At 44.4% G+C, this 14,080-nt stretch carries 11 protein-coding genes; 4 read left to right on the top strand and 7 right to left on the bottom strand.

All coding sequences use genetic code 11. The features are described 5' to 3' along the window. Positions 1 to 11: 11 nt before the first annotated feature. The 4 genes from WC734_02105 to WC734_02090 are packed head-to-tail and all read left to right on the top strand — an operon-like array spanning position 12 to position 5,603. Positions 12 to 1,460: a flippase gene (locus WC734_02105; GenBank protein MFA6197932.1), complete on the top strand. Its 1,449-nt coding sequence runs from the start codon at positions 12 to 14 to the stop codon at positions 1,458 to 1,460. Continuing rightward, positions 1,457 to 2,389 (top strand): glycosyltransferase family 2 protein, encoded by a 933-nt coding sequence (locus WC734_02100; GenBank protein ID MFA6197931.1) that lies wholly within the window; start codon positions 1,457 to 1,459, stop codon positions 2,387 to 2,389. Before WC734_02105 ends, WC734_02100 begins: the two co-directional genes overlap by 4 nt. Positions 2,390 to 2,392: 3 nt before the next feature. Next, positions 2,393 to 3,394, top strand: coding sequence for a glycosyltransferase family 2 protein (locus WC734_02095; protein ID MFA6197930.1), 1,002 nt, complete (start codon positions 2,393 to 2,395; stop codon positions 3,392 to 3,394). Between the two features lie 7 nt (positions 3,395 to 3,401). Continuing rightward, a complete protein-coding gene (locus WC734_02090; protein MFA6197929.1) occupies positions 3,402 to 5,603 on the top strand; it encodes a hypothetical protein in 2,202 nt (733 codons plus the stop codon). On the opposite strand, the gene WC734_02085 is transcribed toward WC734_02090, so the two are convergent. The 7 genes from WC734_02085 to WC734_02055 are packed head-to-tail and all read right to left on the bottom strand — an operon-like array spanning position 5,586 to position 14,059. Further along, positions 5,586 to 6,713 carry a glycosyltransferase family 1 protein gene (locus WC734_02085; GenBank protein ID MFA6197928.1) on the bottom strand — a complete coding sequence of 376 codons (1,128 nt, stop codon included), beginning with the start codon at positions 6,711 to 6,713 and terminating at the stop codon, positions 5,586 to 5,588. The two genes, WC734_02090 and WC734_02085, sit on opposite strands and share 18 nt — an antisense overlap. Next, on the bottom strand, positions 6,710 to 7,627 hold the full coding sequence (locus WC734_02080) for a glycosyltransferase family 2 protein (GenBank protein MFA6197927.1): 918 nt from the start codon (positions 7,625 to 7,627) through the stop codon (positions 6,710 to 6,712). The genes WC734_02085 and WC734_02080 overlap by 4 nt, the downstream gene beginning before the upstream one ends. After that, entirely contained in the window at positions 7,620 to 8,408 is a 789-nt protein-coding gene (locus tag WC734_02075) for a glycosyltransferase family A protein (GenBank protein MFA6197926.1), read from the bottom strand. The genes WC734_02080 and WC734_02075 overlap by 8 nt, the downstream gene beginning before the upstream one ends. 4 nt (positions 8,409 to 8,412) lie before the next feature. Then, on the bottom strand, positions 8,413 to 9,459 hold the full coding sequence (locus WC734_02070; protein ID MFA6197925.1) for a glycosyltransferase family 2 protein: 1,047 nt from the start codon (positions 9,457 to 9,459) through the stop codon (positions 8,413 to 8,415). A 15-nt stretch (positions 9,460 to 9,474) separates the two neighbouring features. Beyond that, positions 9,475 to 13,056, bottom strand: a complete 3,582-nt coding sequence (locus WC734_02065; protein ID MFA6197924.1) for a 6-pyruvoyl-tetrahydropterin synthase-related protein — start codon at positions 13,054 to 13,056, stop codon at positions 9,475 to 9,477. Further along, entirely contained in the window at positions 13,022 to 13,366 is a 345-nt protein-coding gene (locus tag WC734_02060) for a DUF2304 domain-containing protein (protein ID MFA6197923.1), read from the bottom strand. The genes WC734_02065 and WC734_02060 overlap by 35 nt, the downstream gene beginning before the upstream one ends. Next, on the bottom strand, positions 13,367 to 14,059 hold the full coding sequence (locus WC734_02055) for a glycosyltransferase family 2 protein (GenBank protein ID MFA6197922.1): 693 nt from the start codon (positions 14,057 to 14,059) through the stop codon (positions 13,367 to 13,369). It abuts the gene before it with no gap. Positions 14,060 to 14,080: the final 21 nt, after the last annotated feature.

The following is a 14,080-nucleotide window of genomic DNA, read 5'->3' as shown; positions in this document are numbered from 1 at the left end:
GTGTTCATGTGATGTCGAACGTATATAAACTATTAGTAAAAAATACAATTTGGCTTTCGGTGGCTGAACTAGTCAACGGGTTATTAATGTTTGTCTTGACGGTAAAACTAGCCAGGTATTTGGCGGCAGATAATTTTGGTAAAATTGGGTTTGCCATTAGTTTGGCGACATTACTTTCGGTGGTCGTGGATTGCGGATTTGGCACGCTAGCAATTCGTGAAGTCGCCCGTCAGCCGCAACAGGCAAAAAAATACATCGACAATATATTCACTCTCCGGCTACTCCTGGGTATAGGTTATATCGGTCTGTTATATATCGTATATTTGATAAGCCACAAGGAAACGGTGGTATTATACTTGATCTTGTTATATGGGGCACAAGTCGTATTTCAGAATTTGATTGGTGCGATTGTTACAGTCTATCGATCTACCCAAAGGATGGTTTACGAGATGATTGGTAAAATCACAATTTCGGTGGTGACATTCGGACTGGGAATGTATTTTATTATTCGGGGAGCTCCGTTAGTTGCGTTTGGCTGGATGTATGCGTTGGCCGCGGTCGTGGGTATGATCGTCACTATGGTCATTGTTGCCCGTAATTTCTTTGCTGTTTCATTAAAAATTGAGCATCAATTCTGGGGACACCTTTTTCGTGAATCGTGGCCTTACGCGCTCAGCATGATTTTTATATCGATCTACTACTTTTTAGATACGGTAATGTTGGGTTTCATGAAACAGGACGCACAGGTTGGTTGGTATAACGCCATATATAAGATAGTCCTATTTATACTGATATTTGCGAACGTGCTTGGAGTAGTGCTATTTCCTCAAATTTCCGCATTATTCAAAAAATCACCAACACAGTTACAAGCACTTACGTCCTCTTTTTCAAAATTTGTTGCAATCGTGGCATTACCGATCGGTTTTGGTGGGGCCATCTTATCGAAGCCTTTGATCGGCCTGATATATGGTTCGGAATATCTTGGGGGCGTGACGGCTTTTCGATTTCTGATCTGGACCGTAGTGGTGATATTCTTCAGCATAATATTCAGTAATGGTTTGCAGGCGTGCAACCGGCAAAGATCATATCTGGCCATCGTTGGATTGGGTGCCATAATGAATATCGTGCTAAATCTGATATTGATACCGCGCTTCAGTCTGAATGGAGCCGCCGTCGCGACCTTGTTATCCGAACTATTAGTGTTTGTGGTCGCCTATCAACGTTTTAGAGCGATAGTAGTTGTGCCGTTTTGGCGCTATGTACCTAAACCGTTAATAGCCAGTCTGGGTATGAGTATTTTTCTAATCGCTGGTAAATCGTGGCCCGTTCCGTTGTTGATCATTGGCGGGGCCATCACATATGGTCTGTTTTTGTACCTTATCGGAGGTATTGGGCAGAATGAGTGGTCGATATTCAGACAGCTGATCAAACCGAAGGAATCTGACGAAACAATCACATGATGGAGTATCCCAGAGTATCATTTGTCATTCTGAATTGGAATGGGGTCAGGGACACAAGGGATTGTCTGGCTTCTCTGAAGAAAATCAGTTACCCAAACTACGAAGTAATTGTAGTAGACAACCACTCGAAAGGAGATGACATTGCCATTCTGCAGCGTGAATACGGTTCATATATACGCATTATACAAAATAGCGAAAATCTTGGTTTTGCCGGTGGAAATAATGTTGGTATTGGGTTGGTTTTGCGGGAATCGCGCAGTGAATATATCATGTTGCTGAATAATGATACGACGGTTAAATATGATTTTCTGGAGCATCTAGTAAAAAGGGCGCGGGTTGGTGGAGACTTGGGTGTCATTGGGCCGGAGATACGATCCTATCAGGATATGGGGTTGGTTCAATCAAGGGGTGGCATTCTGAGCTTATATACTGGATGGCGTCAGGTGGGCGGTTCATTGCATCCGAGTCGCTTCAAAGATCAAAATAAATTCACGCTAAAATATTATTCGGGCAGTGCACTAATGATACCAACAGCAGTACTGAAACAGGTGGGCGCGTTTGATGAACAATATTTTTATTATACCGAGGACGTTGATCTCGGATATCGGATATATCTTGCCGGGTATAAAATCGTTTGCGTCTCTGAGGCAATAATATATCACAAAGAGGCTATGTCAGTGGGTGGAAACGTTCGGAATCCTCTCACGGCTTATTACGAAACGCGTAATGGCATCATGTTTATTCGCAAACACGGCAATTGGTTTCAGCGGGGCGTATTTATCATTGGTTATTTAGCTTTGTTATTAATAAACTTCATTTTATATTATTCGCAGGAAAAAAAAGTATTTACCTCACGGTGCAGGGGTGTTGTCTGGCATTTCTCTCATCCTGTCAGCGGAACACCTAAACTTGATCACATGAAAGGATAACAAATGTATATCAGTATTTGTATATTGAATTATAATGGAAAGAAATTTATTGACGCTTGTTTGGGGTCAATTCGTAATTTACATTTTCCGGAAGGCCAATATGAGGTAGTATTCGCGGATAACGCATCGTCGGATGATAGCGTGGATTGGGTAAGAACTCACTACCCCGAAGCTCGGATAGTCGTACACCCAAAAAACTATGGCTTTGCCAAGGGTAACAATTTGGCTGTCAAAGAATGCCGTGGCGATTATGTATTTTTTCTGAACAATGATACGGCAGTGGATCCTAATTGCCTCAGCGCGTTAGCCCAGGCTGTGAAACAATATCCCGATGCCGATTTCTTTGGGAGCAAGCTGCTGATTCAAGCCCAACCAGACCATCTGAATTCAGCCGGAATAACTCACACAATCATCGGGGCTGGATACGATCGGGGATTTGGTCGGTTAGATACCGAAGAATATGAAAAAAATGCTTTGGTTGGTGGAGTCAGCGGCGCGGCCATGTTGGTGAAAAAGCAGCGTTTTGCAGATCTGGGGATGTTTGATGATGATTACTTCATGTATTTTGAGGATGTTGATCTGTGCTTGCGCAATCTTTTATTGGGAGGAAAAAGTGTCTTCGTGAGCCGGTCGATTGTTTACCACGCCGTTGGCGGTTCGGCGGGCGGACATCGGAATAACTTTCGCTTGTATTATGGAACGCGCAATCGTCTAACCACCCTGGTAAAAAATTTTCCAATTGGTGGCATAATTGTTGGATTCGTCGTATCGGTTCTATTCGACTTGACTGTGATGGTTGCGGCATTGTTACGAGGAAACTTCAAAGCACCATGGACAATCCTTAGGGCTTACGCCGGGTTTATGGTTTCGTTGCGAGCCGCGTTAAGCAAGCGGCGCATGGTTCAAATACGACGGAGTGTGTCCATGGCGGAATTAAAACGCCAGCACCTGGTGGTTGATTTGATCCAGTCGGTTAGAGAGTATTATAAACTACGACACGCATAGCCGAATCATGGAAAAAACGCTACATAATTTACACTCGCGTAGCAGGGGGCCGCTGGTAATCTTACTGGTGGTACTACCATTGATATTGGTGGCAAATGTTTATTCAATCGGTATAAGCTGGATAGGAATTGCGGTGTTGGCGGCATATTGGATAATCAGCAGTTTGGTATTAACTGAAATATCGTATAGTCTATTTAGGATCGAGTTTATATATCGGGTAATTTTTGGCCTGGTTGGGTTTTTATTTTTAGTTGGATCGGGCGCCGCCGCCGCAACCATGATTTACGCGTTGAACATATATCTGGTATCGATAATACTGGCGTTGAACTCGGGTTTATTAATTTGGGGGTATTATAAATACCGATCAGGTGATCTGGTGGAATCTAAACTAACCGAAGTGGCAACATCACTGGGCGGAAGACTGACGTATCGTTTATTGGGTTTGGCGACATTGGCGTTAACAATTATTGGTCTTGGTATCGCCTGGTCGCGTCGAACCGATAAGTTTATTATGTCTCCTTGGGAAGCGTTGTCCAACGTTTTTGGTTTGATTGCACTGATCAGCGTGTTTCTGCTGATCGTATTGTTCTTTTTCAAGAGATCACAGCGAATCGCGTTGATATTACTAGTTGGTTGTTCCATCCTCATCCATTCATATCTGATATTCGTATATCGGAATGGCTTCGGCGGTGATCACTGGCGGCACGTTTCGTATGAAGAACAGATTATTGATGAGCGCCCGATACCCCCGACATTGTATTCATCTCAGGGAATGGCGACCGTCAAGGTTGGTCCCGTCACGTTGCCGGCCGTGTTAACCGATTCCAGGGTGGGATATAGTTTTGCCTGGGGATCATTGGCGCTGATCGGCAAACTGACTTCAACCGACCCGCTGGTGCTGAACATATGGCTTTATCCCATGTTGTGGGCGATCGGGTTACCCCTGCTCTTCTATATCCTGGGCCGGTTGTTGGAAATGAGGCGCGCATACGCGCTCCTGTTTGCCGCGCTGCCACTGGTATTTGATCTGTACCAAGTAGGCGGATCCTTGAGCGTTCCACTCAGCATAAGTCTTTTTCAATTTGTTACCTGGGCGATATTGTTAATATTGTGGATGCGCGGCGCACTGATTAAGCCATGGTTGTTAATCATTATCACGCTTTTGTTCCCATTTCAGTACCCCGTGGTGACCATATATTGGTTTCTGTTGCTAGTACCGATCGCGCTAGGTAAACTTAACGGACGAGTCGGCACGCGATTGAATCGATCACTTTTGTGGTTTTTATACGGGTTGGCGGTCATATTTATTCTGCTGGCCGATACGTACGAATCTTTATCGGTAATTCTCTGGAGCCGTCTAGTGCATGCCGGTGAATTGGTGTCTGCCACATGGGGATGGGTGGTCAATTTAGTTGTGGGGTTAAGGTTGCCCTTTACCACGGTAACGGATATAAATTGGTTAAACTTAGTTCGATGGGCTTTAGTGATAACCGGAATCATTGCAGTTTACACCGGAACCGATCCGAAGCTGAAGCGTTTTCTAAAACCGATGGCTCAATTATTTGCCATCAGTATATTGCTAAGCTTTATCGGAAACGTGTTGATGGATGGGCTGCGGTTGATTATCGGGCGGATCGATATATTGCTCAACCTTTTTACGCTGCCATTTATCGTCTACGGTATCAAGTGGTGCATCGATCAATCGAGACGTAAATGGCCAGTCGTGATACTGACCAGCCTAGTGATCAGCTTGATGCTATTCCATAATTATACAAACGCCCCAACCTTAAAAACTGTCACCGGCGACGAACTGCGGATGTCGGAATATCTCTATGATAACGCCTTAGTTAATGATTCCCACCCTTGTGTAATCGGCGAAGAGTGGCAGTTACTGGCATTGCAAAAAGTTTCCCGAAATCGCCTGCAGGGTGGCGGCTTCCCGGTCGATCGCGACTTTATCCAAGGAGAAAAAGACGCGATATTCTATGGAATACTGCGTGATCCGATAGCCAACCACGCCGACTTATTAAACCGGGCGTTTGATGTTACTCGGGCTGACCGTTGCTTTTACCTTTTCGAAAACCGATTTTCGAGCAACCCCGATACGCTCGATTTATTAACCGACGTATTTGGCCGCAGTCAACAAATCGGTGATGTTTACTTATTCACGATTATTCGAGACGAACATCTTTCAGCGACGCAACGATAGTATGGCAGCTAGGGTTGCCTGGGCGCATTTGGACCAGGAGTAATTATTTTTTTGAACCAAACCGGCCGATTTCAGATCCTGCTGCCGTTTTGGATTAGAGATGACATTCCAAATGGCGGTAGCAATAGATTCGGAGCGGTAAGGATCGTTAATAATCTCAGCTGCCGATCCTGCAATTTCAGGCAATGGGGGAGCGCTGGAGACAATCACGGGCGCACCGCAAGCCATCGCCTCAATAACCGGCATCCCAAAGCCTTCATAGAGTGATGGTAGAATATACGCTTCACTGCCACTATAGAGCGAAGCCGCTGTGGCTGTCGGCATATAATCGGTAAAAACAACATATGGCTCCAAGTGTAGCTTTTGTACCGTTTCGAATATATCTTTATAAAGCCAACCACGCTTTCCAGCAATCACGAGCTGATGTTCGAGCTGCTTGTCCGCGCGTAGCTGGGCATAGGCCTCGATTAGGCGTACGATATTTTTACGCTTTTGAAGTGTACCAAGATATATTAAATACCTTCCGGTTATTCCAAACTGTTTCTTGGCCACAGTGATCTCGTCCGGCGAACGGGGGAAAAACTGTTCCTGGTCGTATCCATGATAGATAACCTCGAGTTTGTCTTCTGGAACATGGTAATGCCCCATAACGTCCCGCTTGGTCTGCTGTGATATGCAGATCATTTTTTGGGCGTGTTTGACGGTAAAATTGGTCGTCAGATTGGCCAAGACGAAACGGTTCCAAGCTGTGAAATAGTTGGGGAACTTTATAAACGCCAGGTCATGAATAACCGCTAAAGTCGGCTTGGGACAATACAGCGACATCGACTGGGTGGGGAAGTAAAATACATCGAACTCGCGTCCACGCGTCAATAGAAAATGCCAAGTCAGGCGGGTCTGGGGCCAGAAATGTTTTGGCGTCAATATGACAAGTCTGAAATTGCTCGGAAACTGGGATCGTAATTCTGCTGACACTGAACCATCCACGTACAGGACAAAATTGTGGTCTGGTGCGGATTTGGCCCACTGACGAAGAACGTTGGTAGCATATACATGCATACCCTCCTTTTTTTCAACCAACAAGCTTCTGGCGTCTACTCCGATGTTCATGTTCGTGGGGGTGCTAATGGTCCGGATACATGGGTGAAGTAATCTTGTAAACCTTTGATAATCATTTTATTCTGTTCGCGCCGACCCTTGAAGACATTCTTGATAAACAGCTGGCCATAATAGAGCATATACGCCAGAATAAAAATGATTTTCTGGAGCCAGTTGGCGTATTTCATCCCAAAACGTAAATAGTTTCTGGTCAGATAATAGGTTTTCATGGGGGACAGGGTTTGTCCTTCGGATACTTCTTTGTGCCAAATCACGGCGCTAGGTTCGTACCAGATCTGATAGCCGGATCGGGTTACTGCCACCGACCAGTCGGCATCTTCAAAGTATAGAAAATAATCTTCCGGTAGCAGACCGACTCGATCAATCGTCTCGCGTTTGATAAGCAGACAGCAGCCGGTCATAAAATCGATTGGTTTTGGTTGGCGATACATTTCGTTATCGGGCTGATTGACGCCGATGTGGGATAGGCGAATCCCGGTGTTCCACCGAATACGACCGCCGGCGAACCAGACGCGTTTCCGGTGCTGGTATTGGAGAATCTTTGGTCCGACCATTCCTGTGGTCGGGTTAGAGTAAAGACGCCGAACCAGGTGATCCAAAAAGTCGGGCGCAACCACCGTGTCATTGTTCAACAACAAGACGGCGTCGCACCCATCAGACAAGGCTCGTCTAATGCCGACATTATTGCCGCCCGCGTATCCCAAATTTTCTGAATTGGTAATCATTTCAATGTTATTACCAAATTCATTGGTCAGGATGGATCCAGCTTGATCGGGGGAGTGGTTATCAATTACGTAGATGCGGAAGCTTGGATACTGTACTCGCTGTAGCGACTGTAAACATTCCCGCGTATCATCCAACCCATTCCAATGAAGTACGACAATGCCAATTTTTGGGTTAGGCATCATGTTTGAATAATTTTTGATAGGTTAGCCAATAGGCCATATATAGGGGATGTAGGATTTTGAAACGCCAATCGTACAATTTAGGATGATTATGCCGGATCAGTGATAGATTAAGCTTCATATTTTTCGCCGTACTCATGACGCTGGAGTTGCGGCTATTGGGATGAATTGTATAACGGAATACCGGCTTGGGAACATAGACGCCGTAAAAACCGGATTCAACATAGGATAACCAGAGATCCCAATCTTCCTGACCGGAGCTCATATTGTCGCGAAAGCCGCCCACCTGATCAAATGCTCGCCGGCGGGTTAAGCAAGTTTTGCTGATATAGTTGCCGGCATGAACTAGCTTGATGGGTGAATACGGATAGCTCTGGTATAGATCTTGCCGCTCGCCGGTGTACTGTACTTGCCCATAAGTTAAGGCGGCCGTAGGGTGCTTCTGTAAGGCTCTCAGAAGGTCGCTAGTAAACGAAGGCAGTAATTCATCGTCGGCATCTAGAAACACCAGCAGGGGCGCACTGGCGGTTTTTAAACCAATTTTCGTGGCACCGATACACCCGAGATTACTCGGATTTCTGATGTATTGTATGGCGGGGTAGGCTTGTACCACTTGCTCGGTATTATCGGTCGAAGCATCGTCTACCACTATAATGTTATGCTCTCCCACTGATTGATGGAGCACGCTCTCAATCGCGCGAGCCAGCCACCGTCCGTAGTTGTGCGAGGTTATAATTACGTCAATGGGTGTATTTTCGGTAACTGGTTCGAAATTGATCATAGTATTAAAGCAATCGGCGGATGCAAAACCAATAGACCGTCAGTAATGGATTCACGATCCAGCGTAACAGGGGATTGTTGATTTCGCCGAAAACCACTCCGGTTGATAGCAGATGAACGAACTCTCGGTCGGTGACACGTCGGGTAGACTGGATTCCGCGCCGTTTTTTGAGAGTATGCGGTAGAGCAACCAAGGCGTCAAAGTAACTTTTCAACTTATAACCCAGCCAGCCGGTCACGGCGGCATAACCGAGCATGCCCAGCTCCATTATTATAAGTGGGAGCAGGATTAATAGCAGTGTTTTTATTGAATAATTTTTCGCCAGAACAATGAAGCGATTGCGCTCCATATAGTAAAACTTCTTTGGGTTACGGCTGAAATTGTATTTATGAAAAACACGCGACTTGGGGGCGTTGGTTACTTTAAATCCCGCCAGCCACAAGCGCCAGCCTAGGTCCAAGTCTTCGTGATACATAAATAAATCCTCGTCCAGCACGCCGACACGTTCAACTGCGGCCTTGGTTAGCAAGAAAGCGGCGCCACTGGGGTAGGCGATCTCTTTGGGTTGGTCAAACGCGGGCGAATCAACTTCCAAGTAGTTGCCCGAATAACCAAAACCCAAGTATTGGAGTTTGTTACCGACGGTGTTGATCTGCTCGGGGTGATCGTGTAGCAGTATTTTGGCTTGGACGGCGCCGATCTTCGGATCACTTTGGGACTGAATCGCCAACTCCATCAGCCAATCAGGTGCTACGGTCGTGTCATAGTTTAGCAATACCACCACCTCAAAGCCGTGTTCCAACGCCCAACGGATACCTTGGTTGTTAGCTGCTGAAAAACCCAAATTCGTAGAATTTTCGATTACGACCACATTGGGAAATTCACTTTTGGCAAAGAGGACCGAAGCATCGGTCGAATGGTTATCAATCATTACGATCTGCCAGCGATCGGCGGGATATTTGGTAACAGCTAGGCTACGCAGACAGTCGGGGAGATATGTTTGACCGTTCCAGTTGACCAGGATAACGGCGATTTTTGGTGTCGAGTTCATATCGGTATTTCCGTCTTACTTTAGATAAGTTCGTCCGTATTTGAGATCATCAATCCAGGCCTTGGTTTGCGGTGAATTAGATTCCAGGTTTATCGATACGCCCAGAATGCGTGATTGGGCGCATTGGGCGCACCAAAATATCGGAACATCGTTTTCATATAATGTTAACTCACCCGAATCCGTGTTAACCACGCGAAGGTTATTCCATTTCCCCAGTTGAAAACTGTGCTCAAATTCACCGCTAACCGTGGGCGACCAGCCCAGCCCGAGATAGGGCGTTTTCAAGTTAAGCGACATGCCGTCATTGTTGATCAGCTTCAGGCTTAGTGTCGTACCTTCGGGCCACGCGTCCATCTTGATCCAAGCGCTGGCTTCAGCGCTGGTCGTATAGCCGTCGAAGTAGTGTGTCATTATCGAGGTGCACGCTGGCGATTCTTTTGAAACAGCGCAGGCTGGCTTAATCTCAAATGATTGACGAGCAGTGTAGGAATCGTCGGTTGTTGCTTTACCGCTGGACTCGTCATAAACCACGGCGGGATTTTCATAGCTATCCACAACAGATTCGGTTTGGGCTGGATTTTGTGATTTAACATATTCTATGAAAGACGTATAATCAGTGGGTAGGGTGGCCCAATCACTCATCCTATATGATTCACCACTTTGTCCAAACTCAACAGAAAAAGTGAGAGTATTGATGCCCTCCGTGAGTCGCCCAATGGTTAAAACTATCTCATTGTCACCTGGGTACAAAATGTAGCGACCGACATACTCTTCACCTCTTGTGAAGTATACGGTTCGATTTTCGGGGGTCGGATTATTCAAGCGGCCAGTGAGTCTGATTATAGCATCGGATTGTGATTCGATTAACGATAGCTCGTCACCGTCCTTAATATTTACGTTGTATACATCACAGAAAGCGCCATTTAACATCAACTCGTGGGTTTCGACTGATTGTTGGGGTGGAGAAATTTGATAGAGTACTGACGCGTCGTCTTCGAATAATTTAGATGTGGACAGGGCGTTTTGGAAATAAAGTTTTGAGTAAGCAATTTGTCCTGAAGAAAATAGCTTCTTATCAAGCATGACATACCCAATATTTTGTTCCAGTAGGTTGTTGGTAGTGAGATAATACCAGTAAAGGTCGTTATACGTTTTTTTCTCATTATTGTATGCCCAGCCCCAGTAATAGGTATCATTTTGCATGTAACGGATGATGGGATGATTTCGTATTGATGAGCTGGCCGTATCGGTTGACCAGCCACTTTCATGGTAATCAGCGTCAGACATCTGAACGACTTTATGGTTTCCCAACTTTGCCTGGTCGCCTGTTTGTGGGACGGTGGTATACAGATTACGGTAGCCTACCTGCAATACCGAACGATTGTCGGGTTGTTGAAGTAATATATCGTAAGCTATGGGCAAGGTAACGTCCGACAACTGGGCATACTTTACTGATAGTAATTTAATTACCTGATTTAGGCTTTGGGTGTCACCATTGTCAGTTAAGGGCAAGGAGAAACTCAACGAACTGTCACCAGTCGGTACGTTTGGCAAATTAACAGTATACGTTATCGGATCCGGCCCGATGTCAATCGTATCGATGAGTTTATCTTGATACTTTAGTGATACCCGATAATTCTCATCCTCACTTTGAGCTTGAAAAGTGACGCCAACCAATTTATTCTCGCTTGAAGAGTTATGAGCTACCAATGATGAATCTTGGCCGCCCAGGGCGAATGGTTTCCACGTCACCGGATCCTTATCCGTTTGCCAATTGTTTCCCAGGCGGACATATGAAGCACCGGTCTCGGTCGAGCCGTCCTTCATCGCCAGGTATACGAGGGTGTCATTGTCTTCATAGTATTTCGAAAGCTTGAGAGTATCTTCGATGAAATGCTTAGTGAGTTCGAAATTTTCCGGCAGAATTCCATAGCCAATGTATGGATTATCAGTGATAAAGTTTTTATGCAGAATAATGTACTTCAGATTATTTTCTCGGAAGATAGTCTGAGCCAATGCGGGATAATCTTGTCTCACCACATCCAAGTCAGGAGTCTGGCCCTGGGGGAGGGAATAGAGTAGGTTGCCCAGTACGGGTGTTTTGCGAAGCCAGTCGAGGCGCTCGTTATCATATTGATCGCGGCTGAAATAACCCTTTTCAGCCAGTGGTTGCTTATCATGTTGGGAGTTATAATAAACTAGATACGAAGAGGGGTTGTAACTAGTAACGCTAGGGATTTGGAGTATAGAATAATTGCCACTTTCGGCAGCAATTTGAGTATAGAACTTGGGCACACTCGTATCATTAGTTTTTGGCACTGCTAAGAAATCCAACATTCCTAAGACAACAACCAGGAATGTGAAAATATATTTCTTTTTATACTTAAGTTTGACGTAAAGTACGCTAAACCCATAACCAGCCAAGATGGAAAAACCAAGCATACCCAACAAATAAAATCGACCAACTCCTCGTAAATTATCGATAAATGGTATATATTTCAACAGTAGTAAGTAGGGTAATGGAATTTTAGGTTCGATAATGCCGCCAAGTTTAAGGAAAGGGCCCAAGCTTAAAATACTAAAAGCAATAGTAATGCCTAACCAGTATTTTATCCAAACTAATTTCTTGCCGCTGTAAATTCCAACAATAACTAAGATAAAAGTAACAATTCCGATATAGTTGGTATTTTCCCCAATTGATCTGATAAATTTACTGGAATAGTTTTGCCAAAAGAAATCCCCCCATATCGGATGATACGCGTATGGGGTAACAAACCCGGCAGCATCGTTTGAGTAGGTGATTATTTCTTCGACTGAAGGCTTATTATAGCTATTGTCTGACGTGGCAACCTTAACTAAGTTTTTCGTGTGAAAGACTAACCATAAACCGCACAGCGCAGCAAAAATACCCATATAAACCAATAGTCTGCGATCTTTTAACATTTTAGGCCGACGAATTGTCTCGTAGACGACATAAATAATCGAAAATAATCCGATAAACACGGCGCCGTGTATATCGTATGATGAAATAAGAAGGATAAATGCCACCAACCCCAGTAAATATTTAACTGATGGCCGATTAAGTAGTTTAAAAAGGAGTAGTATTGCGAATGGATACAACTCAAGGTGTCCGATACCATGAAAACCGGCCGAGAGAGCGAAATGAATAGGGGCGAGCGAAAAAATTCCCCCAGCAATATATGCGGCTGAGCGTTTACGAAACATATAATACGTCAGCAGATACGTGCCAAAACCAGTTAAAGCAAAAGAGGCAATCCAAAAAATATTATACCCGAGAGGATCGCCAAATATTTTATGCAACAGCAAAAGTGGAAAAGTAACGGAAAATATGTTTTGTAATCCAGACATGGTTAGCAGGTCGGCAGGTGACCAAGTCTTACTCAAAGAATTAATAGTGCCAAGCAACTGAAAGGCGTCGGTTTCCCCAACAATTTTATCTGAGACATTTGCCAACACCGACCAACTGCTAATAATTGCCAGTATAATAAAAATCAGCCCGGCAAGAAGCGTACCGTGTCTTGAGCATAAACTTGCTCGGCTCTTAGCTATTTTGATCTTTTGGTTTGTGGGCTTCATTAATCGCGACGGTGCGTACAATTGTGGTAATGTCTTTTTCAATGCGCTCAATTTTACTGACCATCTTATAATTAACGTAAAACAATGCCATAATAGAAATCACTACCATCAGGTCGAGACCCCGCCCAACACCAACCTTTGCAGCCAGTAGATCAGTGGTTTGCGGAAGCATAATCGCAATACTCACCAGAACCCACAAACTGGACCAAAGTACCAGCTCTTTAGCAGAAAGTTCTTTTTTTCGATAACGTTTTATCACGCCAAACAAGACCAGAACAATAAAGACTAATAAGATCAATTTAATTAGCATTTATTTAAATATATTTTTTAATATTAGATCGCGTACAATCTTTATGCCACCAGAAAAAGTTTGACCAAAATTATGATACTCAATAACAACGGGAACCTCGGTATATCGTAAATGATGTTTTTTCACTTGAGAAAGAATTTCCGTAGCATGGGCCATGCGGTTTTGTTTGAGTTGTATCTTGATGGCAGCGTTATTATTTAAAGCACGAAAGCCGTTGTGGGCATCGCTCAACCAAAGTCCAGTAAAGGCCCAATTGACGAGTTTTCCAATGGGTAAAATTACTCGACGTTTAAAATTGGGGATATTGCTAGATTTATTAAGAAACCTAGACCCAAATACAACATCTGTCTCATTTTTAAGTAGAGGGTTTATAATATCTTTGATGTCTTGTAAGCGGTGTTGGCCATCCGAATCGAAATGTGTAATTATACTGGCACCTTGCTGCACGGCATACTCGGTGCCTGTTTGAAGAGCCGCACCCTGACCTAAGTTTGTTATATGTCGCAGTAGGTGGACCGGGTAACGCGAAACAATGATACAAGTATCATCTTTTGAACAGTCATCAACTACAATAATGTTGTGATATTCCGTCAGCAGGCTATCTAGTACTGTCCCTATATTGCGAGCCTCGTTGTATGCCGGAATTACAATGAAATGTGTTTTAAAAGCGTTGTTATTAATGCTTTGCGTCATCCAATTAATAAGTTATTTACA

The organism is Patescibacteria group bacterium, from assembly GCA_041661625.1.
Lineage (GTDB): Bacteria > Patescibacteriota > Patescibacteriia > JAHIZJ01 > JAHIZJ01 > JBAZUB01.
This window is presented reverse-complemented; position numbering and strand designations above follow the sequence as displayed.

Bases quoted from the DNA above. Each gene is read 5' to 3' on its own strand.
- WC734_02105 (MFA6197932.1), top strand. From the start codon at position 12: ATGTCGAACGTATATAAACTATTAGTAAAAAATACAATTTGGCTTTCG.
- WC734_02075 (MFA6197926.1), bottom strand. From the start codon at position 8,408: ATGATCAATTTCGAACCAGTTACCGAAAATACACCCATTGACGTAATT.
- WC734_02085 (MFA6197928.1), bottom strand. From the start codon at position 6,713: ATGAACATCGGAGTAGACGCCAGAAGCTTGTTGGTTGAAAAAAAGGAG.
- WC734_02070 (MFA6197925.1), bottom strand. From the start codon at position 9,459: ATGAACTCGACACCAAAAATCGCCGTTATCCTGGTCAACTGGAACGGT.
- WC734_02095 (MFA6197930.1), top strand. From the start codon at position 2,393: ATGTATATCAGTATTTGTATATTGAATTATAATGGAAAGAAATTTATT.
- WC734_02060 (MFA6197923.1), bottom strand. From the start codon at position 13,366: ATGCTAATTAAATTGATCTTATTAGTCTTTATTGTTCTGGTCTTGTTT.
- WC734_02100 (MFA6197931.1), top strand. From the start codon at position 1,457: ATGATGGAGTATCCCAGAGTATCATTTGTCATTCTGAATTGGAATGGG.
- WC734_02065 (MFA6197924.1), bottom strand. From the start codon at position 13,056: ATGAAGCCCACAAACCAAAAGATCAAAATAGCTAAGAGCCGAGCAAGT.
- WC734_02090 (MFA6197929.1), top strand. From the start codon at position 3,402: ATGGAAAAAACGCTACATAATTTACACTCGCGTAGCAGGGGGCCGCTG.
- WC734_02080 (MFA6197927.1), bottom strand. From the start codon at position 7,627: ATGCCTAACCCAAAAATTGGCATTGTCGTACTTCATTGGAATGGGTTG.
- WC734_02055 (MFA6197922.1), bottom strand. From the start codon at position 14,059: ATGACGCAAAGCATTAATAACAACGCTTTTAAAACACATTTCATTGTA.